This is a genomic window from Kitasatospora sp. NPDC089913 (assembly GCF_044748625.1).
Lineage (GTDB): Bacteria > Actinomycetota > Actinomycetes > Streptomycetales > Streptomycetaceae > Kitasatospora.
Map to the genome: position 1 here is coordinate 264529 of NZ_JBIVGI010000001.1, position 26444 is coordinate 290972.

General features: G+C 73.6%; 26 protein-coding genes. 15 read left to right on the forward strand and 11 right to left on the reverse strand.

Translation table 11 applies throughout. The annotated features are described in order from the left end of the window. Positions 1-67: 67 nt before the first annotated feature. A complete protein-coding gene (locus ACIPYS_RS01215; protein WP_400741670.1) occupies positions 68-976 on the reverse strand; it encodes a metallophosphoesterase family protein in 909 nt (302 codons plus the stop codon). 166 nt (positions 977-1142) lie between these two features. Here ACIPYS_RS01215 and ACIPYS_RS01220 point away from each other — a divergent pair, with 166 nt between their 5' ends. The 5 genes from ACIPYS_RS01220 to ACIPYS_RS01240 all read left to right on the forward strand — a co-directional run bounded on the left by ACIPYS_RS01220 (position 1143) and on the right by ACIPYS_RS01240 (position 7015). Beyond that, positions 1143-2012, forward strand: coding sequence for a serine protease (locus ACIPYS_RS01220; RefSeq protein WP_400741673.1), 870 nt, complete (start codon positions 1143-1145; stop codon positions 2010-2012). Between the two features lie 151 nt (positions 2013-2163). Then, the gene (locus ACIPYS_RS01225) at positions 2164-3636 is read left to right on the forward strand and encodes a S28 family serine protease (RefSeq protein WP_093862199.1); all 1473 of its coding nucleotides are present in this window, start codon (positions 2164-2166) and stop codon (positions 3634-3636) included. Between the two features lie 181 nt (positions 3637-3817). Then, positions 3818-4447 (forward strand): TetR/AcrR family transcriptional regulator, encoded by a 630-nt coding sequence (locus tag ACIPYS_RS01230; protein WP_093862200.1) that lies wholly within the window; start codon positions 3818-3820, stop codon positions 4445-4447. After that, positions 4431-6068 (forward strand): acyl-CoA dehydrogenase family protein, encoded by a 1638-nt coding sequence (locus ACIPYS_RS01235; RefSeq protein ID WP_400741677.1) that lies wholly within the window; start codon positions 4431-4433, stop codon positions 6066-6068. The genes ACIPYS_RS01230 and ACIPYS_RS01235 overlap by 17 nt, the downstream gene beginning before the upstream one ends. Further along, positions 6065-7015: an amidohydrolase family protein gene (locus ACIPYS_RS01240; protein ID WP_093862202.1), complete on the forward strand. Its 951-nt coding sequence runs from the start codon at positions 6065-6067 to the stop codon at positions 7013-7015. The genes ACIPYS_RS01235 and ACIPYS_RS01240 overlap by 4 nt, the downstream gene beginning before the upstream one ends. A 3-nt stretch (positions 7016-7018) precedes the next feature. Here ACIPYS_RS01240 and ACIPYS_RS01245 read toward each other — a convergent pair whose 3' ends face one another. Continuing rightward, the gene (locus ACIPYS_RS01245; protein WP_400741684.1) at positions 7019-7834 is read right to left on the reverse strand and encodes an inositol monophosphatase family protein; all 816 of its coding nucleotides are present in this window, start codon (positions 7832-7834) and stop codon (positions 7019-7021) included. A 104-nt stretch (positions 7835-7938) separates the two neighbouring features. Between ACIPYS_RS01245 and ACIPYS_RS01250 the strand changes: the two genes are divergently transcribed. Together ACIPYS_RS01250 and ACIPYS_RS01255 are read left to right on the forward strand one after the other, a co-directional pair. Then, positions 7939-8958: an Lrp/AsnC family transcriptional regulator gene (locus ACIPYS_RS01250; RefSeq protein ID WP_093862204.1), complete on the forward strand. Its 1020-nt coding sequence runs from the start codon at positions 7939-7941 to the stop codon at positions 8956-8958. Positions 8959-9185: 227 nt separating this feature from the next. Beyond that, positions 9186-9605 carry a hypothetical protein gene (locus ACIPYS_RS01255; RefSeq protein ID WP_093862205.1) on the forward strand — a complete coding sequence of 140 codons (420 nt, stop codon included), beginning with the start codon at positions 9186-9188 and terminating at the stop codon, positions 9603-9605. Between the two features lie 60 nt (positions 9606-9665). On the opposite strand, the gene ACIPYS_RS01260 is transcribed toward ACIPYS_RS01255, so the two are convergent. From ACIPYS_RS01260 to ACIPYS_RS01270, 3 genes are all read right to left on the reverse strand, one after another. Then, positions 9666-10496 carry a helix-turn-helix domain-containing protein gene (locus ACIPYS_RS01260; protein ID WP_400741689.1) on the reverse strand — a complete coding sequence of 277 codons (831 nt, stop codon included), beginning with the start codon at positions 10494-10496 and terminating at the stop codon, positions 9666-9668. A 32-nt stretch (positions 10497-10528) separates the two neighbouring features. After that, positions 10529-11011, reverse strand: a complete 483-nt coding sequence (locus ACIPYS_RS01265; RefSeq protein WP_400741692.1) for a DUF2269 family protein — start codon at positions 11009-11011, stop codon at positions 10529-10531. Positions 11012-11207: 196 nt separating this feature from the next. Next, positions 11208-11909, reverse strand: a complete 702-nt coding sequence (locus tag ACIPYS_RS01270) for a 4'-phosphopantetheinyl transferase family protein (protein ID WP_400741695.1) — start codon at positions 11907-11909, stop codon at positions 11208-11210. Positions 11910-12187: 278 nt separating this feature from the next. Between ACIPYS_RS01270 and ACIPYS_RS01275 the strand changes: the two genes are divergently transcribed. Beyond that, on the forward strand, positions 12188-13669 hold the full coding sequence (locus ACIPYS_RS01275) for a choice-of-anchor A family protein (RefSeq protein ID WP_400741698.1): 1482 nt from the start codon (positions 12188-12190) through the stop codon (positions 13667-13669). Positions 13670-13702: 33 nt separating this feature from the next. On the opposite strand, the gene ACIPYS_RS01280 is transcribed toward ACIPYS_RS01275, so the two are convergent. Continuing rightward, positions 13703-14383 carry a TetR/AcrR family transcriptional regulator gene (locus ACIPYS_RS01280; protein ID WP_400741701.1) on the reverse strand — a complete coding sequence of 227 codons (681 nt, stop codon included), beginning with the start codon at positions 14381-14383 and terminating at the stop codon, positions 13703-13705. Positions 14384-14446: 63 nt separating this feature from the next. Between ACIPYS_RS01280 and ACIPYS_RS01285 the strand changes: the two genes are divergently transcribed. Continuing rightward, the gene (locus ACIPYS_RS01285; protein WP_400741704.1) at positions 14447-15418 is read left to right on the forward strand and encodes a hypothetical protein; all 972 of its coding nucleotides are present in this window, start codon (positions 14447-14449) and stop codon (positions 15416-15418) included. A gap of 69 nt (positions 15419-15487) precedes the next feature. Here the strand turns inward: ACIPYS_RS01285 and ACIPYS_RS01290 are convergent, their stop codons facing one another. The 3 genes from ACIPYS_RS01290 to ACIPYS_RS01300 form a co-directional block, all read right to left on the reverse strand. Further along, positions 15488-16000, reverse strand: a complete 513-nt coding sequence (locus tag ACIPYS_RS01290) for a hypothetical protein (RefSeq protein ID WP_400741707.1) — start codon at positions 15998-16000, stop codon at positions 15488-15490. A 98-nt stretch (positions 16001-16098) separates the two neighbouring features. Continuing rightward, positions 16099-17325: a kynureninase gene (kynU, locus tag ACIPYS_RS01295; RefSeq protein ID WP_400741710.1), complete on the reverse strand. Its 1227-nt coding sequence runs from the start codon at positions 17323-17325 to the stop codon at positions 16099-16101. A gap of 92 nt (positions 17326-17417) precedes the next feature. Beyond that, a complete protein-coding gene (locus tag ACIPYS_RS01300) occupies positions 17418-18248 on the reverse strand; it encodes a tryptophan 2,3-dioxygenase (protein WP_093862214.1) in 831 nt (276 codons plus the stop codon). 246 nt (positions 18249-18494) lie between these two features. Between ACIPYS_RS01300 and ACIPYS_RS01305 the strand changes: the two genes are divergently transcribed. Together ACIPYS_RS01305 and ACIPYS_RS01310 are read left to right on the forward strand one after the other, a co-directional pair. Next, on the forward strand, positions 18495-18929 hold the full coding sequence (locus ACIPYS_RS01305; RefSeq protein ID WP_093862215.1) for an Lrp/AsnC family transcriptional regulator: 435 nt from the start codon (positions 18495-18497) through the stop codon (positions 18927-18929). Between the two features lie 141 nt (positions 18930-19070). After that, entirely contained in the window at positions 19071-19613 is a 543-nt protein-coding gene (locus ACIPYS_RS01310) for an NADPH-dependent FMN reductase (protein WP_093862216.1), read from the forward strand. A 41-nt stretch (positions 19614-19654) separates the two neighbouring features. Here the strand turns inward: ACIPYS_RS01310 and ACIPYS_RS01315 are convergent, their stop codons facing one another. Beyond that, complete coding sequence (locus tag ACIPYS_RS01315) at positions 19655-20290, reverse strand: MarC family protein (RefSeq protein WP_093862217.1); 636 nt, start codon at positions 20288-20290, stop codon at positions 19655-19657. Positions 20291-20471: 181 nt separating this feature from the next. On the opposite strand from ACIPYS_RS01315, the gene ACIPYS_RS01320 reads away from it, so the two are divergent. The 3 genes from ACIPYS_RS01320 (at position 20472) to ACIPYS_RS01330 (ending at position 24169) form a co-directional block, all read left to right on the forward strand. Further along, on the forward strand, positions 20472-21032 hold the full coding sequence (locus tag ACIPYS_RS01320; protein WP_093862218.1) for a DoxX family protein: 561 nt from the start codon (positions 20472-20474) through the stop codon (positions 21030-21032). Positions 21033-21266: 234 nt separating this feature from the next. Further along, on the forward strand, positions 21267-22010 hold the full coding sequence (locus ACIPYS_RS01325; RefSeq protein ID WP_400741716.1) for a hypothetical protein: 744 nt from the start codon (positions 21267-21269) through the stop codon (positions 22008-22010). Between the two features lie 347 nt (positions 22011-22357). Beyond that, a complete protein-coding gene (locus ACIPYS_RS01330) occupies positions 22358-24169 on the forward strand; it encodes a glycosyl hydrolase family 18 protein (RefSeq protein ID WP_093862220.1) in 1812 nt (603 codons plus the stop codon). A gap of 135 nt (positions 24170-24304) precedes the next feature. On the opposite strand, the gene ACIPYS_RS01335 is transcribed toward ACIPYS_RS01330, so the two are convergent. After that, positions 24305-24865 carry a MarR family winged helix-turn-helix transcriptional regulator gene (locus ACIPYS_RS01335; protein ID WP_093862221.1) on the reverse strand — a complete coding sequence of 187 codons (561 nt, stop codon included), beginning with the start codon at positions 24863-24865 and terminating at the stop codon, positions 24305-24307. Between the two features lie 170 nt (positions 24866-25035). On the opposite strand from ACIPYS_RS01335, the gene ACIPYS_RS01340 reads away from it, so the two are divergent. Next, positions 25036-26373: an MFS transporter gene (locus ACIPYS_RS01340; RefSeq protein WP_400741721.1), complete on the forward strand. Its 1338-nt coding sequence runs from the start codon at positions 25036-25038 to the stop codon at positions 26371-26373. Positions 26374-26444 lie beyond the last annotated feature (71 nt).

Here is a 26444-nt window from a genome sequence, read left to right on the forward strand (position 1 = left end):
GGGCCCGGAGCCGGAGCCGGTGGCGGGACGCGAAGGGGAGTAGCGGCCACCACCGGCGCACCGCGCCTCAGGCGTCCGGGAACACCTCGCGCAGCAGCGGGTCCGGCAGGCCGCGCCGGCCCCACTCGCGCGGGTAGCCGAGCGACACCTCCTCGAACGGCACCCCGTCGTAGCTGGTCCGCCGGGGGATGTGCAGGTGCCCGTAGATCATCGTGGCGGTGTTGAACCGGCGGTGCCAGTCCGCGGTCAGCTCGGTGCCGCACCACTGGGCGAACTCGGGGTACCAGAGGATCTCGGTGGGCTGGCGGACCAGCGGGTAGTGGTTGACCAGGACCAGCGGCAGTCCGGGGTCGTGCTCGGCGAGGCGCTTCTCGGTCAGCCGGACCCGCTCGCGGCACCAGGAGTCGCGGTCCGGGTACGGGTCGGGGTGCAGGAAGCGCTCGTCCGCGCAGACCACGCCGGTCTCGTAGGCGGCGGCCAGTGACTCCTCCTTGGTGGAGGTGCCGGGGGCCCGGAAGGTGTAGTCGTACAGCAGGAACAGCGGGGCGACCGCGACCGGGCCGCCGGCGCCGGTCCACACCGGGTACGGGTCCTCGGGGGTCACCACGCCGAGTTCGCGGCACATCTCCACCAGGTGCTGGTAGCGCTCGACGCCGCGCACCTGGACCGGGTCGTTGGGGTGGGTCCACAGTTCGTGGTTGCCGGGGGCCCAGATCACCTTGGCGAAGCGTTCGGCGAGCAGGCCCAGGGCCCAGCGGATGGTGGTGGTGGACTCGGACACGTCGCCGGCCACGATCAGCCAGTCGTCGGGGGAGTCCGGGCGCAACTGCTCCACCAGGTCACGGTTCTGCTGGTAGGAGACGTGCAGGTCGCTGACCGCGAGCAGCCGGCCTCCGGTCGGTCCGCGTCGTGCGTCGTCCGTGCGGTGGTCGCCGTGGTCGCCGTGGTCGCCGCGGTCGCGGTGATCGCCGGTCATGTCAGCCCCCCAGATGGTCTTCCTGCCGTCCCGGTCACAGTACCGGGGTCCGGCGGCCGGAACACGGCCCTGTGGTCCGGGGGCCGGTGACAGGACCCTTGACAGGGCGTCATGTCCGCGCCAGCTTTGGGGCACCCCCACGCCGAGACACACCGAGAGGTCTCTCATGAAGAAGCCGCTCATAGGCACGGCCGCCGCGCTGCTGTTCGCCGGGGCGACCGCCCTGGCGGGCGCCCCCGCCGCGACCGCGTCCACCGCCACCACGACGACGACCGTGACGTCGCCGCAGGCCGGGAAGGCCGCCGCCGTCACGTTCGCCGGGACGGTGGCGCTGAGCAACTGCTCCGGTTCGCTGGTCCGGTTCCCCGCCTCGACCGCCAACGACCCGGCCCTGGTGCTCTCCAACGGCCACTGCCTGGAGACCGGCATGCCCGGCCCCGGCCAGGTGGTCACCAACCAGACCTCCAGCCGCAGCTTCACCCTGCTCAACGCGAGCGGCGGCTCGCTCGGCACGGTGAAGGCCAGCAAGATGGTCTACGGCACGATGACCGACACCGATGTGTCGATCTACCAGCTGAACACCACCTATGCCGCGATCCAGTCGCGCTACGGGATCGCCCCGCTGACCGTCGCCGCCACCCACCCCGTCCAGGGCAGCTCGATCAAGGTCGTCTCCGGCTACTGGAAGAAGATCTACTCCTGCTCGGCCGACGGCTTCGCCTACCGGCTCAAGGAAGCGGACTGGACCTTCAAGGACTCGCTCCGCTACACCTCCACCTGCAACGTCATCGGCGGTACCTCCGGCTCCCCGGTGGTCGACGCCAACAGCGGGCAGGTCGTCGCGGTGAACAACACCATCAACGAGGACGGCCAGCGCTGCACGCTGAACAACCCGTGCGAGGTGGACCAGAACGGCGCGGTGACCGTCCGCCGGGGCATCGGCTACGCCCAGGAGACGTACATCATCCCCGCCTGCTTCGGGCCCGGCAACAAGCTCGACCTCACCAGGGCCGGCTGCACCCTGCCGCGCCCCTGACCGGCACTTTCTCCCCGATGGGCCATCCGCGACCGGCGGGTGGCCCATTCGGCCGTCTACCGGACGGCCGGTCCGCCCGGCGGCGGCGCGCCGACTGCCGGAGAGTTCGGACCAGAGCACCGCACAGTTCCGTTGACCCGATGGAGAGTTGATGACCACCAAGATCAGAAGGCTGCTGGTCGCCGTTCTGCTGATACCGCTGCTGGGCCTCGGCCTGGCCCCGACCGCGCTGGCCCGGTCCGCCGGGGCGACCGGCCCGGCCGACGCCGCGGCGTCCGTCGCCGACGACCCGTCGGCCGACATCAAGGCCCGGCTGGCCGGGATCCCCGGGATGACCGTCACCGAGGAGCAGCCCACCACCACCGGCCACCGCTACTTCCTGCTCACCTACACCCAGCCGATCGACCACGCCCGCCCCTGGCTGGGCACCTTCCAGCAGCGGCTGAGCGTGCTGCACAAGGGCTACGACCGGCCGACCGTGTTCTACACCAACGGCTACACGCTGCGCACCACCCCCTCGCGCACCGAGCCGGCCCGGCTGGTCGACGGCAACCAGGTGTCCATCGAGTACCGCTACTTCACGCCGTCCCGCCCCGAGCCCGCCGACTGGAGCAAGGCCGGCATCAAGCAGGCGGCCACCGACGCGCACCGGCTGATCACCGCGCTGAAGCGGATCTACCACCAGGAGTGGCTGTCCACCGGCGCCTCCAAGGGCGGCATGTCCTCCACCTACCACCGGCGCTTCTTCCCGGACGACGTGGCCGGCACCATCGCCTACGTCGCCCCGAACGACGTCGACGAGCGCGAGGACTCCGCCTACAGCAAGTTCTTCCGCAACGTCGGCACCCCCGAGTGCCGGGCCGCGCTGACCGCCACCCAGCGTGAACTGCTGGCCCGCCGCGACCGGCTGGAGCCCCGCTACGCCGCGGACAACGCCGCCGCCGGCTCCACCTTCACCACCATCGGCAGCGCGGACAAGGCGTACGAGCTGGCCGTGCTGGACTCGGTCTGGGCGTTCTGGCAGTACAGCCTGGCGGCCGACTGCGTGAACGTCCCGGGCGCCGCCGGCACCGACGACGCGCTGTACGCCTGGCTCGACACCCAGTCCGGCATCACCGGCAACAGCGACCAGTCGCTCGCCGGGTACACCGCGTACTACTACCAGGCCGGCACCGAGCTGGGCTCGCCCTCCTTCGACGTCTCGGCTCTCAAGGGCCTGCTGCACTACGACTACAAGGAGCTGTACGCGCCGCGCACCTACGTGCCGCGGTCCATCCCGATGCGCTTCGACCCGTCCGCGATGCGCGACATCGACCGCTGGGTGCGGAACTCGGCCGAGCGGATCATCTACGTCTACGGCCAGAACGACCCCTGGGGTGCCGAGCCGTTCCGTCTCGGGTGGGGCAGCGAGGACAGCTACGTCTACACGGTGCCGGGGGGCAACCACGGCTCCAACATCGCCAAGCTGCCGGCCGACGAGTCGGCGGCCGCCACCGCGAAGGTGCTGGAGTGGGCCGGCCTCGGCCCGGACGCCTCGGCCCGCGCGCTGAAGGGGCAGTACCAGGTGCCGCCGATCGGCCCGCTGGACATCGAGGGGCTGAAGCAGGACCGCGTCCGGCTGTAGTCCGGACCGCCCGCGTTCGCGGGACCGTGCGAAGCGAGGGACCGTACGAAGCGAGGGCCGCCCGTCCGTCGGGCGGCCCTCCGCCGTTCCCGCGCCCGGGCGGACACGCGTTCCCGCCCGGACCCGCCCGGACCCTCGCGGAACCCTCCCCGAAGCAGTGAATCAGTGCTTCAATGCTTCCATGGCCTACCGTCGCACCCCCGCCGTGCAAGCCCGACTGGACGCCCAGCGCGAGGCGGTGCTCCAGGCCGCGGTCGGCCTGCTCGCCGAGCGCGGCTACGGCGGCTGCAGCATGGCCGCGGTGGCCGAGCGGGCCGGTATCGCCACCGGCTCGATGTACGGGCACTTCGCCAACAAGGCCGAACTCTCGGTCGAGCTGTTCCGTCGGGTGGTCACCCGGGAGGTGGCCGCCGTGCACGAGGCCGTCGCCCGGCACGACACCCCCAGGGACCGGATCGCCGCCGTCGTGGAGACCTTCGCCGCCCGCGCCCTGCGTGCCCCCCGGCTCGCCCACGCGCTGCTGGTCGAACCGGCCGACACCGTGGTGGACGCCGAGCGCCTGGTCTTCCGCCGCACCTTCCGCGACGTGCTCGCCGCCGAGATCGCCACCGCGCTCGCCGCCGGACGGCTGCCGCCCCAGGACCCGCAGCTGACCGCCGCCGCGATCGTCGGCGCCACCGCCGAGGCCCTCACCGGCCCGCTCGCCGCGGTACCCCCGAACGGTGCCGGGGCGGCCCCCGGCGCCGTGGTCCCCGCCCTCGTCTCCTTCACCCTCCGAGCGCTTGGAGAACGCGATGACAGCGACGCATGAGGTCACCAACCAGGCCCCGCTCCCGTACGGGCACGACACCGCCGCCGACCCCGCGCTGCTCGCCGCCCTGCACCGGGCCGGCGCCGGCTGGGCCGAGCCCGAACTGCGCGCCCTCGGCCGGCTGGCCGGCTCCGAGCAGGCCGCCGAGTGGGGGCGGCTGGCCAACGAGCACCCGCCGGTGCTGCGCACCCACGACCGCTTCGGCCACCGGATCGACGAGGTCGAGTTCCACCCGTACTGGCACGAGCTGATGCGCACCGCCGTCGGCCACGGTCTGCACGCCGCCCCCTGGCGGGACGACCGGCCCGGCGCGCACACCGCCCGCGCCGCCAGGTTCCACGTCTGGAGCCAGGTCGAGGCCGGCCACACCTGCCCCGTCTCGATGACCTACGCCGCCGTTCCCGCGCTGCGCACGACCCCCGCGCTGGCCGCCGAGCTCGAACCGCTGCTCGCCGCCACCGAGTACGACTTCGGGCTGCGCGAGCCGCACGGCAAGCGCGGCCTGATCGCCGGCATGTCGATGACCGAGAAGCAGGGCGGTTCGGACGTCCGCAGCAACACCACGACCGCCGTGCCGCAGCCCGACGGGAGCTACCGGCTCACCGGCCACAAGTGGTTCACCTCGGCGCCGATGTCCGACCTCTTCCTCACCCTCGCCCAGGCGCCGGGCGGGCTCAGCTGCTTCCTGCTGCCGCGCGTGCTGCCGGACGGCAGCCGCAACCGGCTCCGCCTCCAGCGGCTCAAGGACAAGCTCGGCAACAAGTCCAACGCCTCCGCCGAGATCGAGTACGAGGAGGCGTACGGCCTGCTGGTCGGCGAGGAGGGGCGCGGGGTGCGGACCATCATCGAGATGGTCAACACGACCCGGCTGGACTGCACGATCGGGGCCGCCGCCGGGATGCGGCTCGGAGCCACCCGGGCCGTCCAGCACGCCCTGCACCGCCGGGCGTTCGGCCGGGCGCTGGTCGACCAGCCGCTGATGCGCAACGTGCTCGCCGACCTCGTGGTGGAGTCCGAGGCGGCCACCACGGTGGCGATGCGGCTCGCCCAGGCCACCGACGCCGCCCTCGCCGGGGACGGGCAGGAGGCGCTGGTCCGCCGGCTCGGCCTGGCCGTGGCCAAGTACTGGGTCTGCAAGCGCGGTCCGGCGCACGCCGCCGAGGCCCTGGAGTGCCTGGGCGGCAACGGCTACATCGAGGAGTCCGGCATGCCCCGCCTCTACCGGGAGGCGCCGCTGGTCTCGATCTGGGAGGGCTCCGGCAACGTCGCCGCCCTGGACGCGCTGCGCGCGATGGCCAAGCACCCGGAGACCGTCGACGCCTTCCTCGGCGAACTGGATGCGGCGGCGGGCGCCGACCGCAGGCTCGACGCGGCGGTCGCCGGGCTGCGCAAGCAGCTCACCGACCTGGACCAGCTGGAGTACCGCACCCGCCGGCTGGTGGAGGCGATGGCGCTGGCCTTCCAGGGCTCGCTGCTGGTCCGGTACGGGGACCCGGCGGTCGCCGACGCGTTCTGCGCCTCCCGGCTCGGCGGTGACCACGGCGCCGCGTTCGGCACCCTGCCGCCCGGTCCGGACGTCGCGGCGATCATCGACCGCGCCCGGCCGGTACCGGCCGCATGAGCGCGCCCGGCCCACTGAACGGCCCGCTGAACGGCCCGCTGAACGGCCCGCTGTCCGGACCGGCCCCCGACCCCGCCGCCGAGGCGGCCGGGGTGCGCGCCTTCTGGCGGCACCTCGGTCTGCCCGGCCTGATCGACGTCCACACGCACTTCATGCCGAAGAACGTGCTCGACAAGGTGTGGGCGTACTTCGACGCGGCCGGTCCGCTGACCGGCCGCCCCTGGCCGATCGCCTACCGCGAGGCGGAGGAGCAACGGGTCGCCCGGCTTCGGGAGTTCGGCGTCCGGGCGTTCACCGCGATGCTCTACCCGCACAAGCCGGGGATGGCCGAGTGGCTGAACGCCTGGGCCGCGGACTTCGCCGCCCGCACCCCCGACTGCCTGCACACCGCGACCTTCCACCCCGAGCCGGGCGCGCCCGGTTATGTGGCCCGGGCGCTCGCCGACGGCGCCCGGGTGTTCAAGGCGCATCTCCAGGTCGGCGGCTACGACCCGGCGGACCCACAACTCGACGAGGTCTGGGGCCTGCTCGCGGAGAGCGGCACACCGGTGGTCACCCACTGCGGTTCCGGGCCCGTCCCGGGCAAGCACACCGGCCCCGGCCCGATCGGCGCGGTGCTCGCCCGGCACCCCCGGCTGGTCCTGGTGGTGGCCCACCTCGGTCTGCCCGAGTACGCCGACTTCCTCGACCTCGCCGAGCGGTACCCCGGTGTCCGGCTGGACACCACCATGGCGTTCACCGACTTCTCCGAGCGGGAGACCCCCTTCCCGCCCGCCGAGCTGCCCCGGCTGCGTGCCCTCGGGGGCAGGGTCCTGCTCGGCAGCGACTTCCCCAACATCCCCTACCGGTACGGGCACCAACTCGACGCGCTGGAACGGCTCGGACTGGGAGAGGACTGGCTGCGCGCCGTCTGCCACCACAACGCGGCCGCGCTGTTCGGGCTCTGACGGTCAGTCAAGACCGTTCAGCAGGGGGAGGGCCAGCCTGTGGAGGCCCGGCGCGGCGGCCAGGAAGGCGTCCGCGGCGGGCTTCCAGGCGGCCCCGGTGGCGTCCGTGACGGCCGCGCCCGCCTCCGTCGCGATCAGTGCGCCGGGCAGCAGATTCGCTGCGTCCGCGCCGAACTCCCAGAACAGGCCCAGGTGTCCGGAGCCGACCTGGGCCACCTGGAGCGAGGTCGGCCCCAGGTTCCGGACGGCCAGTACCGCGCCCGCCACCGCCGACAGCGAGGCGCCCGCACGGCGCAGCGCCACCGGGTCGGCGCCGACCCCGGGCGGCTGGCTCGTCCCGGCCACCGTCGCCGCCAACTCCCGCTCCACGGGGGCGATCGACCGCCCGTCCAGCTCCGCCCCGCCGCCGCGCACGGCGCGGTAGGTGCGGGCGCCGAGCTGCGGCGCGTGCACCACGGACAGCACCGCCGCGCCGTCGCGCACCAGGGTCGCGGTCACCGCCCAGTGCGGCAGTCCGAGCAGGAACTGCACCGCGCCGTCCATCGCGTCGCACAGCCACCACTCGCCCCCGGTCGGTACCGCGCCGTCGAACTCGTCCGCCGGCAGACCCGCCTGCGGGCGCAACGCGGCCAGCCGCGCGCGGAGTTCGGCGGCGGCCGGGTCGTCGAACGCGGCGAACCGCGCCATCGCCCCGGCCAGGCCGGACTCCGGGCAGGGGTCGGCCGGCCGCTGTCCGGCCAGCCGCGCGCCGACCTCCCGGACCGCCGCCTCCACCTCCGGCAGCAGCGTCCGCAGTTCCCGCACCTCGATGTCGTCCATCGTCCCGCTCCCGTTCCTCGTGCTCGTGCTCGTGCGGTCAAGGAGTACCGTCGGAGCGCCCGGACGGGACGTCCGGTGCGGGAGGACGACGGAGATCGGACACCATGGACGTCGCTGCTGCTGATCCGGACACCGTGCTGGACACCCTGGACCGCCGGCTGGTCTGCGCGCTCCAGGTGAACGGCCGGGCCGGGGCCGGGAGGATCGCCGAGGTGCTCGGCGTCTCCCCGCGCACGGTCACCCGCCGGCTCGTCCGGCTCCAGCAGACCGGCCTGGTCCGGGTGGTCCGGATGCCCGAGGTCGAGGACGCGGCGGTCGGCGCGCTGCTGCTGCGGATCCGGGTGCTGCAGGGCAAGGGCGACGCCGTCGCCCGGGCGCTGGCCGAACGGCCGGACGTGCCCTTCGTCGATGTCATGCTCGGCGGCCAGGAGGTCGGCGCGGTGATGCTTGCGGGCGCCGGCGCGCGCGACCGGCTGCTGCACGGGCAGCTGCCCGCCACCGCCGCGGTCACCGAGACCACCGTCCACGCCGTGCTGCACGCCTTCGCGGACGCCGGCCACTGGCGCTCCGGCCACCTGGAGGAGACGGAGGCGGCCGCGCTCGCCGAACCGCCGGTCGCCCGCCCCGCTCCCGGGGGCGTGTCGCTGGACGCGCTCGACCGCGAGCTGCTGGCCCGGCTCGGGGAGGACGCCCGGCAGTCGCACGCGATGCTGGCGGCGGCGGCCGGCACCCCCGAGTCCACCGTCCGGCGCCGGCTGCACCGGCTGGACGGGACCGGGCTGCTGCGCACCCATGTCGCCGTCGACCCGAGGCTGTTGGGGCTCGCGGTGGACGCCAACCTGTGGCTGGACGTGCCGCCGGCCCGGCTCGCGGCCGTCGGCGCGGCACTGGGCCGGCACCCGCAGGTGCACGGGGTTTTCGCGACCAGCGGGCCGGCCAATCTGATGGCCGCGGTGTTCTGCCCGGACCACGGCGGCCTGTACCGGTTCGTCACGGACACCCTGGGCCCGCTCGGGGTGGGCCGCGCCGAGACGGCGATCGTGGCGCGGGCGGTCAAGCGCGCGGGCGTGCCGCTGCGGCCGCCGGGTGCCGAGGCCGCCCGGCCGCGCGCCTTCCGGCCCTGACCTGCGGCCCTGACCCGCGGCTCTGACCTGCGGTCCTGACCCGTGGCACGACCTCCGGCGCGCCCCCGGCCGGAACGCGCCCTCGGCCCGGGGCGCGGCGCCGGGGACGGGGACGGGGGATGACCCCGGAGGTAATCGACGGCCGTCCGACCGCCCGGCACAGTGGTGTCCACCCGGCGGCGGAGCGCCGACCGGGATCCCACCCCACCGCCGGAGGCCGATCCGCCATGTCCGCCCACACCGTCACCACCGCCCGCCGGACCGCCCCCGCCTCCTGGACGGCGCTGCGCCGGCTCCTCGCCGTCGACGCCGTGGTCAGCGGCGGCAACGGCCTCGCCTACCTCGCCTTCTCCGGCCCGCTCGGCGACCTGCTGGGGGTGGGACGCTCGACCCTGCTGGAACTCGGCGTCGTGCTGACGGTGTTCGGCCTGGCGGTCGGCCTGCTGGCCGCCCGTCCGCAGCCGCCGCGGACCGCGGTGCGGGCGGTGATCGACATCAACCTGGGCTGGACGGTGCTCAGCCTGGTGGCGATGGAGCTGTGGTTCGGGCCGACCACCGCGGGCTACGTCTGGATCCCGCTGCAGGCCGGCACCGTCGCGCTCCTCGGCGTCCTCCAGTTCACGACCCTGCGCCGGATCCCGGCCTGACCGCCCGGCACCGGTCGCCCCACCGGTCGCCCCGCCGGTCGCCCCGCCGGCCGGAAGGTCCTACCGCTCCGCCCCCACGGCGGCCTGGAGGTACGCGACCGTCTCCGCGTCGGCCGGGAGGAACGCCTCCAGGGCCAGCTCGGAGACGGTCACGTCCATCGGCGTGTTGAAGGTCGCGATGGTCGACAGGAACGACAGCACCCGCCCCTCGTGCGCGATCCGCAGCGGCAGCGCGAAGGGGAACAGTTCGGTGAGGTCCTCGGCCGCCTCCTCCGCCGCGCCCGGCGGCTCCGGGTAGGCCCTGACTTCGTCCAGCAGGGCCCGCAGTGGTGCCGAGCGGACCAGTCCGAGCTGCTGCTCCATCCGCTCCAGCAGGTGCCGCCGCCACTGCCGCAGGTTCACGATCCGCGGTGCGAGCCCCTCCGGGTGCAGGGTGATCCGCATCGCGTTCAGCGGCGGTTCCAGCAGGTGCGGCGCGACCCCGGCCAGCAGCAGCCCGAGCGCGCGGTTGGCGGCGAGCACCTGGAAGGTCCCGTCGACGACCAGCGCCGGGTACGGGTCGTGCGCGGCGAGCAGCCGCTCCATGCCCGAGCGCAGCGCCGCCATCGAGGGGTCGTCCAGCCGCTTCTCCGGGTAGAGCGGTGCGTAGCCGGCGGCCAGCAGCAGGGCGTTGCGCTCGCGGACCGGGACGTCGAGGTGCTCGGCGAGCCGGAGCACGAGGTCCTGGCTGGGCCGGGAGCGGCCGTTCTCGACGAAGCTGATGTGCCGGGCGGAGGAGTCGGCCAGCAGGGCGAGCTGCAGTTGGCTGAGCCGTCGCCGTTCGCGCCAGCCGCGCAGCAGCGGCCCTATTCCCGTCCCGGTGCCGGGCCCCATCCCCGCCATGATCGTCATGGCCGGACAGTACTACCGCGGGCGCCGGGGCGTCAGGCGCCGGTGGTCGATCCCGGCCGGACGATCATCAGCACCACCACGACCGCCCAGAGCAGGTTGAACACGCCGGCCGTCATCGGCAGCAGCTTGAGCCCGCGGACGGCCTTGCCGTGCTCCTCCGAGCCGGACTCCAGGGCGAGCGCGTCGACCGCGGCCTGCTGCGCGGGCAGCACGAACAGCAGCAGCGAGAGGGCGGCGACGGCGGTCAGCACCATCGAGGCGATCAGCCAGGACTGTCCGAGCACGTCCATCACCTGGGCGAGCCCGATGCCGAGGACCGGCACCGCGATCCCGAGCAGCGCGTAGACCTGGGTGATCCGGTGCAGCTGCCGCAGCATGCCGGCGTCGGCCGCCTGCTCGGGCCCGCCGGCCAGCGCGGTGCCCGCCCGGCGCGGGAACATGCTGACGGCCACGGCCACCGGGCCGATGAACAGCACCGAGGCGAGGACGTGCAGGCTCAGCAGGAACTTGGCCATGGCGGGGCACCCTTGCGACTTTCAGCGGGGCGGCCCGGCGGCGGTCACGGCGCGGGCACGCCGGGGCGGACGGTTCTCAGCGCCCCGTCCAGGACGCTAACACCGCTTATCCGACCGGCATCCACCCAGGTCGCGGCTGCAACGCCCCCCGCGACCAGGCCCCCGGCGGCCACGCTCCCAGCCACCACACTCCCGGCTACAGCGAGGCCAGCTCCACCACCCGCGGCGGCAGCTCGCAGACCGCCGCGACGGCCGCGCCGTGCGACTCGTCGGCCCAGTCGAGCAGCTCCAGGTCCTCGAACCGCCCGAGCAGCGGACGGTCGTCGGGCAGGTCGAGCGGGAGCCCGGAGAGGTCGACGGCGGCGAGGCCGTCCAGGGTGGTCCGGCCGACCTTGATCAGGGCCTCCTTGCGGACCCAGAGGCGCAGGAAGGCGCGCGCCGGGTCGTTGTGCGCCCGGACCTGCCGCAGCTCCTCCTCGGCGAGCACCCGGGGGGCGACGTCGAGCAGGGTGCCGCCCCGGTCGGTGAGCTCGACGTCGACGCCGATCGGGGCGTGCGCGGCGGCGGCGGCGACCACGCCCTTGGTGTGCGAGAGGCTGACCGAGATACCGGGGTGCTCGGGCAGGTAGGGCTTGCCGTGGTCGCCCTTGCCGCAGTCGGGGCAGTGCTGCGCGAGCGTCAGCGAGGCCGCCGGGACACCGAGCAGCCGGGCGGCGCAGAGCCGGACCAGGACGTGCCCGGCGGTGAAGTCGGCCCGCCCGGACTCGTACCGGAAGCGGGCGGCGCGCTCCTTCTCGACGGCGGTGAGCAGGTGCTCGCCGGCCTCGGGGTGGCGCAGCACGTCGGCGCTCGCGGCGACGGTGGCGATCGCGTCGGAAGTCATGCGCGCGGAAGTCATGCCCCCAACCTAGCGGGGCCGGGCCCGGGCCGGGAGAACACGGTCGGTTCGCCCGGGCGGGGGATTTTCGGCTCGAAGCTGATGGTCTGTAGGGTATGGATAGTCCGATTTGGTATCGGATATCACGAATCTCTGGATTCTCTGGAAATCTCCAGGAATGATCCAGGATCAACTGGAACCCGGCAGGTGCTGCTCCACCTGCCTTTTTCGCTGTGCGGAGGAATGTGCCGATGGGTCAGGATCAGGGAACCGGTGCGCCGGGACACACGAGAACCGCCGTGAAGCGTCAGTCGTCCCCCCAGGGGCGGACGACCGTCCGGGTCGCGGTGGCGACCGCCGTCGCGGTACTGCCGCTGGCGGCGGTACTGACGGTGGGTTCGGCTGCGCCGCTGACCCCGCCGCTGGGTGCCTGCACCGGGCCGGACTGCCCGGCGACCTGGCCGGAGCCGAACAACGGCGACTTCACCGGGCGGGACGCCACGATCAACGTCTTCACGGGCGGCAACTTCACCGTCAACGGCCGGGCGGCCGAGGCCGAGGGCAAGATCGTCACGCTCGGGAACCTGACCGTCGACAAGAACGGCGGCGGCATCTACAACATGGGCGTGGTCGGCGTCGGCTCGCGCGTGGTGCCGCCGAACGGCAGCGACTTCGTCACCACCGGCGGCAACGTCGACGCCGTGGCCGGCAACAGCATCCTGATCGGCGGCAGCGACTCGAAGGGTCCGGCCTTCGGCAACCTGCGCCACGCGGGCACCGTCACCGGCACCGTCAGCATCGACCCCACCGGTGAGTCGATCGCGGACCCGAACGCCGCCGCGCCCTACCAGACCGTGCTGACCCAGATCGAGGAGGTCTCCGACTGCGTCGGGCGGGCCGCCGCCACCGGCACCGTCGCGGTCACCTCCAGCGAGGCCACCTTCACCGGTGACGGGACCAGCATGAAGCAGGTCTTCAACGTCTCCCAGAATCTTGCCTCGCCGACCGGCGGGCAGATCGGCCTGGTCTTCGCCAACATCCCGGCCGGCGCCACCGTCGTGGTGAACATGCTCGGGGACAGCCCGATCATCAACACCTACACGGGGACCGGCCTGGCGGGGGACCAGACCACCGACATGCGGTCGAAGCTGATGTACAACTTCCCGACCGCCACCAACGCGCAGATCCTCGGCAGCGCGCAGTTCCAGGGCTCGGTGCTGGCGGGCAACCCGGGCGGCACGACGACCATCTCCCAGCCGGGCATGAACGGGCGGGTGTACCTCGCGGGCAACCTGATCCACACGGGGACGGGCGGGTACGAGCTCCACAGCTACCCGTTCGACGGCGACCTGCCGGAGTGCGACGTCACGCCGAGCCCCTCGCCCACCTCGCCGTCGCCCTCGCCGACCTCCCCGACGCCGACCCCGACCGAGACCACCACCTCCCCGGCGCCGACCTCGCCGACGCCCACCACGACGTCCCCGACCCCGACCCCGACCTCGCCGACGCCGACCACCAGCTCGGCCGTGCCGACCACCCCGACCACCTCGCCCAGCTCCTCCAGTGCGGCGCCCACCAGCCACGGCCCGTCGAGCCACGGTCCGAGCAGCCACGGCCCGACCGGTCACCACCCCGGGCCCACCCACGGCGGCGGGGGCGGCCAGCTGCCCTCCACCGGCGCGGGCAACGCCCCGGTGGTCTTCGGTCTGGCCGGCGCGGGTCTGCTCGCTCTCGGCGGCCTCGCCGTGCTGGCCGCCCGTCGCCGCGGCCGCCACAGCTAGCGACCCCTCGCGGTGCTCTCCCGGGCCGCCCGGTCACTCCGACCGGGCGGCCCCGTGCGTGCTCCCGTGCCGCGCGGTTCGGCCCCCGGCCCGGCCCGGCCAGTCGTCGAGGCCCGCCGCCAGCAGGCCGAAGGCCGCCGTGACCGCGGCCACGACCCGGGTCCGGACGGCGTCCACCGGTTCGCCCGCCACCATGCCCCGGCGGACCTCCGCCAGCGCCGCCCGGTGCGCCCCGGCCAGCGCGCCCGCCACCAGCCGGGGCAGCGGATCGCCGGGCGGGGTGCCGGCCTCCTCGGCCAGCGCCCCGGCCAGTGCCTCCTCGGCGCGCTCGCCGAGGTCGAGCAGCCGGGTCCGCAGCGCCGGACTGTCCTCGATCGTCCGCCAGAACGCCGCGGCCCGCGGGTCCAGCCCGTAGGTGGGCTCGGTCGCGTCCAGCCCGGCGAGCAGCTCGGCCCGGACGGCGTCCACGGGGGAGGTGCCGGGCGGCCGCTCGCGCACGACCAGGGCCAGCCGGGCGACCACCTCCTCCTGCCGGTCGAAGAAGAGGTCCTCCTTGGTCGGGAAGTAGTTGAAGACCGTGTTGACGGCCACGCCGGCGGCCCGGGCCACCTCGGCCACCGTGACCCGTTCGAACCCGTGCTCGGCGAACAGCGCGGTCGCGGTGTCGGCGAGCAGGGTCCGGGTCTGCCGCTTCTTCTCCTCGCGAAGTCCCATACGGGAATCATAGTGCCGCACCAAACTTGCAGTGACACCAATAATTTCGGCTACGGTGGAGCCATGACCTTCACCTTCGGCGTCTACCCCGGCGGCCTGCTCGGCGACGAGAGCGGCGTGATCACCCCCGTCAGCCCGGACGACCCGGCGCGGATCACCGCCGCGCTGCGCGAACTCCAGGGCACCGCACCGACCCTGCTGGTCCGCGCCTACCGCTCGTACCCGCCCGGCCCGGACCTGCCGCCCACCCCGGCCGAGCCGGAGCGGTACCTCGGCGAGGGGCGCCGGCTCGACCTGGTGCTCCAGTACCGCGGTCCCGGCGACCGGCCGGACGGCTGGACCGACTTCGTCCGGGACGCGGTCCGCGCCGGGGGCGGACGGATCGGCACCCTGCAGATCTGCGAGGAGCCGAACGTCGACTCACCGGTGCTCGACGGCTCCGCCCCGGGCGTCCTGCGGGCGCTGGTCGACGGGGTGGTCGCGGCCAAGGAGGAGGCGCTCGCCCTCGGCCTGGGTCTCGCGGTGGGGTTCAACGCGGCCTTCAGCCCGGACCCGGCCGAGCCGTTCTGGTCCGCGCTCGGCGAGCTGGCCGACGAGCGGTTCCACCGCGCGCTGGACTACGTCGGCCTGGACTTCTTCCCGGACGTCTTCCGCCTCGTCCCGGCCGAGCGGCTCGGGGCGGCGGTCGCGGCGGTGCTCACCGGCTTCCGGCGGGAGGTCGTGGTCCGGGCCGGGATCGGGGCGGCGGTGCCGGTCAGGGTGTGCGAGCACGGCTGGCCGACCGGCCCGGACCGCCCCGAGCAGCGGCAGGCGGAAGTGGTCGAGGAGGTGGTCCGGACGGTGGCCGGGCTCGCCGGGGAGCTGAACCTCACCGGCTACAGCCACTTCGGCCTGCGCGACGCGGACAGCGCGGGGCCGGGCCTGTTCCACCATTTCGGCCTGCTCCGCGACGACTACACCCCCAAGCCGGCCTTCGCCGTCTACGGGCGGCTGGTCCAGGAGCTGACGGGCCCCGTGACGCGAACGGCGCTGTGACGCGAACGGCGCCGTGACGCCAACGGTCCCGCACCCGGAACCCGGGTGCGGGACCGCCGCGGTGTCGGCTCAGCGTTCCTCGGTGGTGGGCCGGTCGAAGAAGCGTTCCACCGTGCGGCGCTCGGCGGAGACAGCCGCCACCGACTCGCCGACCACTCGGCCGGCCAACTCGGTGGCCAGCCGCCCGACGTCCTCCCGGAGCGCCGCTTCCGCGAACGCCCGGTCCACGGCGAGCCGCGCGTCGGCCTCGGCGAGCAGCAGATCGCGCTCGCGCAGGCCCTCTTCACGGGCCGCCGCGACGGCCGCCGCGCCTTCCTCGGCGGCCTGCTGCCGGATCCGGGCCGCCTCGTGCCGCGCCGCCGCCAGCTCCTGCCGGTACTCGTCGAGCGTCCGCTCGGCCTCGGCGACCGTGGCGGCCGCCCGCTCCAGCCGGCCCTCGGTGGCGTCGTGCCGCTCGGCGAGCACCCGCTCGACCCGCGGCAGTACCACCCGGCCGAGGGTCAGGAGCACCAGGAAGAAGAAGGCCAGTCCCAGGATGAGTTCAGCGGGCTCGGGCTTCAGCGGTCCGAGTTCCAGGTCCATGCGACCTCCTTCGAGCTGACGATCGGTCAAGGAGGATCTTTTCCGGGCGGATCGAGGGCGAACCGCTCCGGCGCTGTGGGGCGTGTCACCCCGGCGGCTCAGGTCACCTCGCCGCGGCGGGCGAAGCGCTCGTCCTTCCACTCGCCACTCGCCAGCACCTCGGCGAGGTGCCGCGCGGCGTCCCACACCTCCGTGTGGGAGAGGTAGAGCGGGGTGAAGCCGAAGCGCATGAGGTCCGGCGCGCGGAAGTCCCCGATCACCCCGCGGGCGATCAGCGCCTGCACCACCGGGTACCCGTCGGCGTGCCGCAGTGCCACCTGGCTGCCGCGCCGCCCGTGCTCGCGCGGGGTGACCACCTCGATCCCCTCGAGGTCCTCCACCAGGGCGATGAACAGATCGGTCAGCGCCAGGCTCTTCGCCCGGACGGCGTCCCGGTCCGCCCGCTCCCAGATGTCGAGCGAGGACTCCAGCGCGGCCTGGCCGAGCAGCGACGGCGAGCTGGTGAGGAAGCGGCCGATGCCGTCCTTGGGCTCGTAGCCGGGCTCGAAGGCGAACGGGCGGGCGTGCCCGAACCAGCCGCTCAGCGGCTGCGGCGGCCCGGCCGCCAGGTGCCGCTCGGCGACGTAGAGGAAGGCCGGCGAACCGGGGCCGCCGTTCAGGTACTTGTAGGTGCAGCCGACCGCGAAGTCCGCCCCGCTCGCGCCGAGTTCGACCGGCAGTGCGCCCACCGAGTGGCAGACGTCCCAGATCATCAGCGCCCCGGCGGCCCGCACCCGGGTGGTGATCCCGGGCATGTCGAGGAGTTCACCGGTCCGGTAGTCGACGTGCGAGAGCACGACCGCGGCCACGTCCCCGTCCAGGTGCGCGTCCAGCTCGGCCGGGTCGACCAGCAGGCTGCGGGCGCCGGGGACCAGCCCGGTCACGCCCTCGGCGATGTAGAGGTCGGTGGGGAACGCGGCCCGGTCGCCGAGCACGGTGGAACGGCCCGGCCGCAGTCGCAGCGCCGCCGCCAGCACCTTGAAGAGGTTCACCGAGGTGGTGTCGCAGACCACCAGCTCCTCGGGCGCGGCGCCGACCAGCGGGGCGATCCGCCGGCCCAGCCGGTACGGCTGCTCGAACCAGCCCGCGTCGTTCCAGCTGCGGATCAGCTCCCGGCCCCACTCCTCCTCGACCACGGTCCGCACCCGCTCGGGGGTGCGGACCGGCAGCGCGCCGAGCGAGTTGCCGTCCAGGTAGATCACCCCCGGCGGCAGGGAGAACTCCCCGCGGAACGCCGCCAGCGGGTCGGCGGCGTCCAGCGCCGCGCACTCCTCGCGAGTGATCATGCCCTGCCCTTTCCCGTTCCTCGTCCGTGTCCGCGGCCCGCGGGGGTCCGCGCCGTTCGGCGTCCCCCCGGTTCCTGCCCGGCCGGTGCCGGTCACATCCCGTCCCGGATCTCCCAGAGTTCGGGGAAGACGTCCTGCTCGGCGGAGCGGCGCAGCCAGCTCAGGCCGCTGGAGCCGCCCGAGCCGGGCTTGGCGCCCATCGCCCGCTTGACCGCCATCAGGTGGCGGTGGCGCCAGCGGGTCACCCGCTCGGCGACGTCCAGCAGTGCCTCGGCCAGCGGCCGCAGCTCGGCGTACCCGTCCTCGGCGTAGACCCGCCGCCAGGCCGCCGCCACGGCCTCGTCGCTCTGGTGGCGCCGCTCGGACACGGTGTCCGGCAGCTCCAGGCCGCGCCGGGCCAGCAGCGCCAGCGCGTCGTCGTACAGACCGGGGGAGCGCAGCACCTCGGTCAGCTCGGCGAGCGCGGCCGGGCTGTCGTCGTACATCCGCAGCAGCGCGGCGTTCTTGTTGCCGAGCAGGAACTCCAGGTGCACGAAGGCCGAGGACTGGAAGCCCGAGGCCTCGCCGAACACCGAGCGGAAGGAGTTGAACTCCTGCGGGGTCATCGTGGCCAGCAGGTCCCAGGACTCCGTCAGCACGTCCTGGACGTGGGTGCCCCGGCGCAGCGCGGCCAGTGCGCCCGGCAGGTCGTCCGCGCGCAGCGCCCGCTGGGCGAGTGTCCACTCGTGCCGCAGCAGGCCGAACAGCAGCTCCATCACCTGGGTGGTGACGATGAACGACAGCTCGGCCGGGGCCTCGCTGAGCGGGTGCTGCAGGCTGTGCAGTTCGTCCAGCCGGGCGTAGCGCGCGTACGGGGTGCCCCGGACCGGCTCCCCGGTCCGTCCGAACGACAGGTTGGGCTTCTCCACCGTGTCGTGCCCCATACCGATCCCTCCTGAAGTCACCGGCGGCGGGACCACCGGACGGGCCCGGGATCCGGTCCCGTCGCCCCGGTCCTCGCCGGGGCCCCATTGTGCGGTGGCCCGGTCCCGCATTTGAATGGGCGGCGGGCACGGCAACGCCGGTCGCGCCTGTCGTACAAGAGGTGTTTTCCTGATCCTCTTCACGATCGCAAAGCGGTGGGATCCGGCCAACCGGAGGACACCCGCACACACCCTCGGGAGCCCGCCGTGGACACCGTCGACCGCCGTCTGCTGGCCGAGCTGCAGGCCGATGCCCGCCTGTCCTACAACGAACTCTCGCGCCGGGTGAGCCTCTCCGCACCCGCCGTGGCCGAACGGGTCCGGAGGCTGGAGGCCGACGGGGTGATCGCCGGCTACCACGCCCACGTCGACCTCACCCGGGCCGGCCTGCCGATCACCGCGCTGGTGCAGATCCAGTGCTACGGTCCGCGCTGCGTGCTCCGCGACCCGGAGGTGGCCGGGTGGCCGGAGGTGCTCCAGCTGCACCGGGTGACCGGCGGAGCCTGCTGCGCCCTGCTGGTGGCCGTTCCCGCGATGGCCGATTTCGAGGCCCTGATCGACCGCCTCGGCGCCTACGGCCAGCCGGCCAGCTCGATGATCCTCTCCAGCCCGGTGCCCTGGCGGCCGGTGGTCGTGCCGTGACCGGTGGTCGTGCGGTGACCGGTGGTCCTGCGGAGATCGACGGAAACGCCGTGACCGGCGGTCGTGCCGTGACCGGCGGAAGTCCCGTGACCGGTGGACAACCGGCGCGGACGGGGTGCCGCGCGCTATAGGTTCCTGCCCATGCCGAACGACCGTCACATCCTGCTGCTCCCGGGCAGCCTGCGCACCGGGTCCGTCAACGAGACGGTGCTGCGCACCGCCGCCGTCGTGGCGCTGGCCACCGAGGGCGTCGCGACCACCTACTACACCGGGCTGGCCGGGCTGCCGCACTTCAACCCGGACCTCGACACCGATCCGCTGCCGGAGCCGGTCACCGCGCTGCGCGAGGCCGTGGAGGCCGCCGACGCGCTGCTGATCTGCGCGCCCGAGTACGCCGGGACCCTGCCGGGCAGCTTCAAGAACCTGCTGGACTGGACGGTCGGCGGGATGGAGATCGTGGACAAGCCGGCCGCCTGGATCAACGCCGCCGGGCCTGGGCGCGGCCTCGGTGCGGAGGAGGCGCTGCGCACCGTGCTCGGGTACACCGGGGCGGCCGTGGTGGAGGCGGCCTGCGTCCGGCTGCCGCTGGCGCGCGGGGACGTCGGCGCGGACGGACTGGTCGCCGACCCGCTGGTGCGCGACCGGATCGCGGAGGCACTGGTCCGGCTGGCCGCGGCGGTCTGAGCGGCCGGGCCCGCGGGCCCGGCCCTGTACCGGCGGGCGGTTCAGTGCCCGTCGGGCAGGTGCAGGCCGAGTCCGGCCAGCCCGTTCAGGAACAGCTCGACGCCGACCGCCGCCAGCAGCAGTCCGAGCAGCCGGGAGAGCACCTCCAGCGAGGTGCGGTGGCTGCGCCGCATCAGCGGGGCGAGCAGGGCGACGCAGACGTAGTTGATCAGCACCACCGCGATGTATGCGCCGGCCACGGTGGTGCGCCAGCCCCAGTCGTCCTTGGTGAGCGAGGCGACCAGCACCGCGGTGACCGCGAGCGGGCTGGCCAGGTAGGGCAGCAGCAGCTCGCGGATGCCGTCCACCAGCGGGCTGACGAGGTGCTCGTCCTCCACGTCGGTGCCCCAGCCCAGGTGGACCCCGAAGACCAGGGCGACCGCGTAGACGAAGAAGATCAGCCCGCCGGCGAGCTGCAGCGACTGGTCGCTGATGTGGAACAGCGTGGTGACGAAGTCCGCGCTGAGGGCCATCACCGCGCCGATCACGGCGGAGACGACGGTGCTCCACGCCGCGAGGCGCCGCAGCTCCCCGGTGGTGCGGGTGGTGGCCAGCCGGGCGAAGGACAGCAGGACCTTGGGCGGGCCGACCACGGCGAAGAAGGCGATGAAGGCGCTGCTCAGGTTGAAGACGAACATGGGCCAAGCATGGCCGCGACGATCACCGCCGCCCGGCCGCCACGCCCCCGGCCGGTTATTCCCTCTCGCGCCGTCATTCGCCCGAACGGCCGCCCCGGGTCGAGTGGGGCCGTCGTTTCCGGTGCCATGGAAGCCGGACCTCCCCACCATTCGGCGGAGGGCTCCCGAAGGGGACTTCGACATGGCTCTGAACCGTAAGGACCTGGGTCTGCTGGCCCTGCGCGGCGCCGTCGGCGGTGTGCTGATCGCCCACGGCACCCAGAAGCTGTTCGGCTGGTTCGGCGGTGGCGGCCTGGACGGCACCGCCAAGGCGATGGAGGCGATGGGCTTCCATCCGGCGCGCCAGAGCGCCCTGGCCGCCGGGCTCGGTGAGGCGGGCGGCGGCGCGATGCTGCTGGTCGGGCTGGCCACGCCGGCGGCCGGCGCGGTGGTGGCCGGCACCATGGCCGGCGCGGTCGCGGTGCACGCCCCGGCCGGCTTCTTCGTGATGTCCGGCGGCTACGAGTACCCGGCGTTCCTGGGCGCGACCGGGCTGGCGCTGGGACTGGCCGGTCCCGGCCGGTACTCGGTCGACCACCTGACCGGGCACGCCTTCGACCAGCCGTGGGTCGGCGCCCTGGCCTTCGTGGCGAGCGCGGCCTCCGCGTACGGCGTGGTGGCCCGACGGCGGCACGCCGTCCGGCTGGCGGAGGAGCGCGCGGCCGTGGAGGCGGACACCCAGGACGGCTCCGGGCTCTCCTGAGGCCGCTCGTGCTCCGGGCCGGGGCGCATCCGAACCGCGCCCCCGAACCACCCCCGAACCCCACCCGAACCCCACCCGAACGCCGCCCGAACCTCACCCGAACGCCCCCGTCCGGCGCCGCCCGGCCGGGCTCACCCGAACGCACCACCCCTGTTGGCGAGCGTCTCCCGGCCCCCGGAACGTGGGCGGGGAGGCGCGCCGGGCCCCCGGCGCCGGCCAGAATCGAGGACCCCGATGGACCGCCAGCCGCTCCGCCGCACCGCGGCTCCGCCCCGCCGGACCGCTGCCACCTCCGCCACCTCCTTCACCACTGCCACCTCCGCCACCCCAGTCATCTCCGTCGCCGACGGGACCGGCACTGCCGCCGCCACCCCGCGCCCGGCGGCGCCGCCGCGGCCCACCGCCGGGGACCCGCAGGCCCCCGCCGTCCGCCGGCCCGGCCGCGCGGTGGCCGTGGTCGTGGGTGCCGCCCTGCTCGGCGGCGCCGCGCTGGCGGGCTGCTCGTCGAGCAGCAGCGCGGGCAGCGCGGTCTCCTCGGCCGCCGGCCAGGTGGGGTCGGGCATCGCGGGAGCGGCCTCCGCCGCCGCCTCGGCCGCGAGTTCGGCGCTCGCCTCGGCGGCCGGCGGGATCTCCTCGTCCCTGGCCTCCGCGGCCTCCTCCGCCCAGGCCGCGGCCTCCTCGGCGCTCGCCGGGGTCAAGGGCGGCCTGGACGCGAAGGCGGACGTCTCGGCGGGGGCGGTGTCCTTCACGGACGGCAAGGCCCAGACGACGCTGACCGTGACCAACCACGAGCAGCAGGGCAGCGCCCGGTACGTGGTCCAGGTCAACTTCACCGACGACAGCGGCAATGTGCTGGACGCGACCGCGGTGACCGTGCCGGACGTCGAGGCCGGGAAGAGCACCGAGGCGAAGGCGCTCAGCAACCGGGACCTCTCCGGCTCGGTGAAGGCCGTGGTCGCCAATGCCGTCCGGTACTGAGCGGACCCGGCCGACTCCGGGTCGGCCGTCCGACCTCCTCCGCCCCCGTTGACCCCCAGGTCAGCGGGGGCGGACGCGTTCCGGCGGAACCTTAACGGCGGCTCAAGCCGCAACATCACCCCTTGACGGGGTAGTTGGTCTAGTCCATTTTAGTGCCCAGGTGCAGGGAGCCCCTGAGCCGGCGTCAGCGGTTCGCCGCTGGCGCCGGTTCGGCATATCCCGGCGTCCGTCAAGGCATGTTCCGTTCGATTCCCCCATCCCGTTCTGTCATGTCCTGGTCGTACGGCCCCACCCCGTGCGCACGTTCCCGGACCGGCGGAATCCCCCACACCAGGAGTCACGCACCCATGCTCCGTTCACGCATCGAAAGGGCCGGGGCCCCGGTTCAGGAGGGCGGCCGCCGCAAGCGGTCCAAGAGCCTGACTGCGATCGCCGCCGGCACCACGGCGTCCCTGCTGCTCGGCGCGGGTCTCGCGCTCACCGGCGGCGCCACGGCCAACGCCGCCGTCACCAACTCCACCGGCGCGCCCGCCACCAGCGGCGGCATCAAGGTGGCCTACTTCGACCAGTGGTCGATCTACGCGAACGGGTACTACCCGAAGACCATCCAGGACACCGGCGTGGCCGGGAAGCTGGACTACCTGATCTACTCGTTCGCCAACATCAACCCCACCAGCCTCACCTGTTTCGAGGCCAACAAGGCGGCGAGCCAGGACGAGAACAACCCCAATGCCGGTGACGGTGCGGGCGACTCCTTCGCCGACTACCAGAAGAGCTTCGGCCCGGACATCTCGGTCGACGGTGTCGGCGACGTCTGGGGCCAGCCGATCGTGGGCAACTTCAACCAGCTGAAGAAGCTGAAGGCGAAGAACCCCAAGCTCAAGGTCCTGATCTCGCTGGGCGGCTGGACGTACTCCAAGTACTTCTCGGCGGCGGCCGCTTCGGACGCCTCGCGCAAGAAGCTGGTCTCGTCCTGCATCGACATGTTCATCAAGGGCAACCTGCCGGTCGAGGCCGGCTACGGCGGCCCGGGCTCGGCGGCCGGCATCTTCGACGGCATCGACATCGACTGGGAGTACCCGGGCGGCGGCGGCCACACCGGCAACCTGTCGAGCCCGAACGACAAGCAGAACTTCACCCTGCTGCTGAAGGAGCTGCGCGAGCAGCTCGACGCCCAGGGCAAGACCGACGGCAAGAGCTACTACACCGCGGCCGCGGTGGGTGCCGGCCAGGACAAGATCAAGAACGTCGAGACCGACAAGATCGGTCAGTACCTGTCGTTCCTCGACATCATGACGTACGACATGCACGGCGGCTGGGAGGCCAAGGGCCCGACCAACCACCAGGCCCCGATCTACGCCGGCCCGAACGACCCGATGACGCCGGTCCCCGGTGGCACCGGCAAGTACTCGGTCGACTCGGCCGTCAAGGCCTACACCGCCGGTGACCAGCAGTACGGCATCCCGGGCGGCTTCCCCGCGAACAAGATCAACGTGGGTGTGCCGTTCTACTACCGCGGCTGGACCGGCGTCCAGAACAACGGCAAGAACGGTCTCTTCCAGCCCGCCACCGGCCCCGCCGCGGGTGCCTCCATGTCGGGCAACGTCGCGGGCATCCAGATGTACAAGGAGCTGGCCGGCTTCGTCGACAACCCGGCGAAGACGTACTGGGACGAGGACGCCAAGACGACGTACTTCTACGACGGCAGCACCTTCTGGTCCGGTGAGGACGCCCGCTCGATCCAGGCCAAGCTGGACTACGCGCACTGCAACGGCCTCGGCGGCTCCTTCGCCTTCTCGCTGTACGACCTGGGCACCAAGACCAGCCTGTTCGACAAGATGGTCGAGGCCACCAACGGCTCCGCCGCGGGCTGCCCGGCGCCGCCGGTGACCACCCCGCCGACGACCCCGCCGACCACGCCGCCCACGACTCCGCCGACCACGCCGCCGACCACCCCGCCCACGACTCCGCCGACCACGCCGCCGACCACCCCGCCGGGCTGCGCGGGTGCCCCGAGCTGGGACGCGGCCGCCACCTACGCGACCTCGACCAAGGTCTCCTGGAAGGGTCACTACTACACCAACAAGTGGTGGACCAAGGGCGACGACCCGTCGCTGAGCGGCCAGTGGGGCGTCTGGACCGACAACGGCCCCTGCTGACCCCGTAGTACCGACCGGATGAGGACCTGACGGACCCTCGTTCCCGTCGCACCGAGCGTCCGGCCCGCCGGGGGACATCCCCCGGCGGGCCGGACGTCTTTCGGTGCCCGGACGTCTTTCGTGCCCGGGCGAGGGTCAGTCCTGGTCGGCGGTGCGCCCCGGGGTGTCCGGCCGGCTCTCCTCGATCCGCCGCAGCATCCGGGCCAGCATCCCGGCGAGCACCGCGCGGTCCTCGCCGACGACGTCCTGGAGCAGCTCCTCCTCGAAGACGGCGGCCATCCGCATCGACTCCAGCCACTTGTCCCGGCCGAGGTCGGTCAGCTCGATGATCACCCGGACCCGGTTGGCCTCGTCCCGGTCCCGGGTGACCAGGCCCTCGGCCACCATCCGGTCGACCCGGTGGGTCATCGCGGCCGGGGTCAGCCCGAGCCGCTTCGCCAGCTCGCCCGGCCCGAGCCGGTACGGGCTGCCGGACACCACCAGCGCCTTGAGCACCTCCCACTCCGCGGCCGTGATTCCCAGCACAGTGAGCTGCCGGTCGTAGGCGACGGTCATCCGCCGGGCGACCCGGGAGAGGGTCTGCACGATGGTCTCGACCTGGGGGTCCACGGTGGGGAACTCCCGCTGGTAGAGCGCCACCTGCTCGGCGATGCCCAGCTCGCGGGCGGTGGCCGGCGCGGGCTTCTCTGCAGTCATGCGGACCAGTGTCGCATGCGGGGTGCACTCCTTAAGACTTTGACTCCACACTCTTCCGGTGCTAAGACTTTAGGGTCAAACTTTAGCTCTTAAGTCTTCCGGGCTTAAGAGTATCCAGTGAAAACCGACGAAGCCCCGACGGGCGGAGTCCACAGGAAGGGGTGTGCACGGTGACCGGCACGGTGAAGCAGCAGAGGCAGCAGCGACGTGGAGCGGGCGGCCCGCTGCGCCGCGTCCAGATCGGGAACGCGCTCAGCGCGTTCGGCAGCGGGTTCACGATGCCGTACATGTTCGTGTACGTGGACCAGGTGCGCGGGCTGGGCTCCCTGGCCGCCGGGATGGTGTTCACCGTCTTCGCGCTGGCCGCGCTCGCCGTGCTGCCGTTCACCGGCCGGGGCATCGACCGCTACGGCCCGCGCCCGGTGCTGCTGGCCGGCGCCGCGCTGGCCGCCACCGGCGCGTTCGCCTTCGGGCACGCCACCGGCACCCCGGCCCTGCTGGTCTCCTCGTTCCTGTTCGGCGCGGGTGTCACCACCTGCCAGCCGGCGCTCGCCACGATGATCGTCCGCTGCTCCACGGCCGCGACCCGTTCGCACGCCTTCGCGCTCCAGTTCACCCTGATCAACCTGGGCATGGGCATCGGCGCGCTGGTCGGCGGGCAGATCGTGGACGTCGCCGACCCGGCCAGCCTGACCCGGCTGTTCACCATCGAGGCGGTGACCTTCCTCGGCCTCGCCCTGGTGACCGGCACCGCGCGGATCCCGAAGGCCGCGCCGGTGCTCGTCCAGGACGGCGCCGACGCCCCGCGGGGCCTGCGCGCCCTGGTCGCCGACAAGGCCATGCTCCGGCTCTGCGTGCTCGCCGGGCTGATCTTCTTCACCTGCTACGGCCAGTTCGAGTCCGGCGTCGCGGCCTTCGCCACCGACACCGTCGGCACCGCCCCGTCCACCCTCGGCATCGCCATCGGCGCCAACGCGCTGACCATCGTGGTGCTGCAGATGTTCATGGTGCGGATCACCGCCCGCCGCCGCCGCACCACCGCGATGGCCGCCGCCGGCGTGGTCTGGCTCGGCGCTTGGGCGATGGCCCTGGTGGCCGGTCTGGTCCGGACCGAGGCGATGGCCGCCACGGTCGCGATCGTCTCGATCTACGCCCTGTTCGGCGTCGGCGAGTCGCTGCTCGCCCCGACCATGGGCCCGATCGTCGCGGACCTCGCCCCGGCCCGGCTGCTCGGTACCTACAACTCCGGCTACGCCCTGGTGAAGCAGGTCGCGATCGCCGTCGGCCCCGCCGTGGGCGTGCTGCTGGTCGGCTCCGGCACCTGGCCGCTCTACCTGGCGACGATGGCCGGCTGCACCGTGCTGATCGTGGTCCTGGCGCTGCGCCTGCGGCCCCACCTCACCGCGGCCCAGGACAACGCGGCCCCCTCGGCCGGGGACGAGCAGGCCCCCGCCACCCCGGTCCGCACCCCGGCCCGGCCGGTCCGGGAGCTGCAGGCCGCCGCCTGACCGCGCCGCCCGACCGCCCCGCGACGGGCGCCCGACAGGTCACCTGTCCGGCGCCCGTCGCGCTTGGTTTC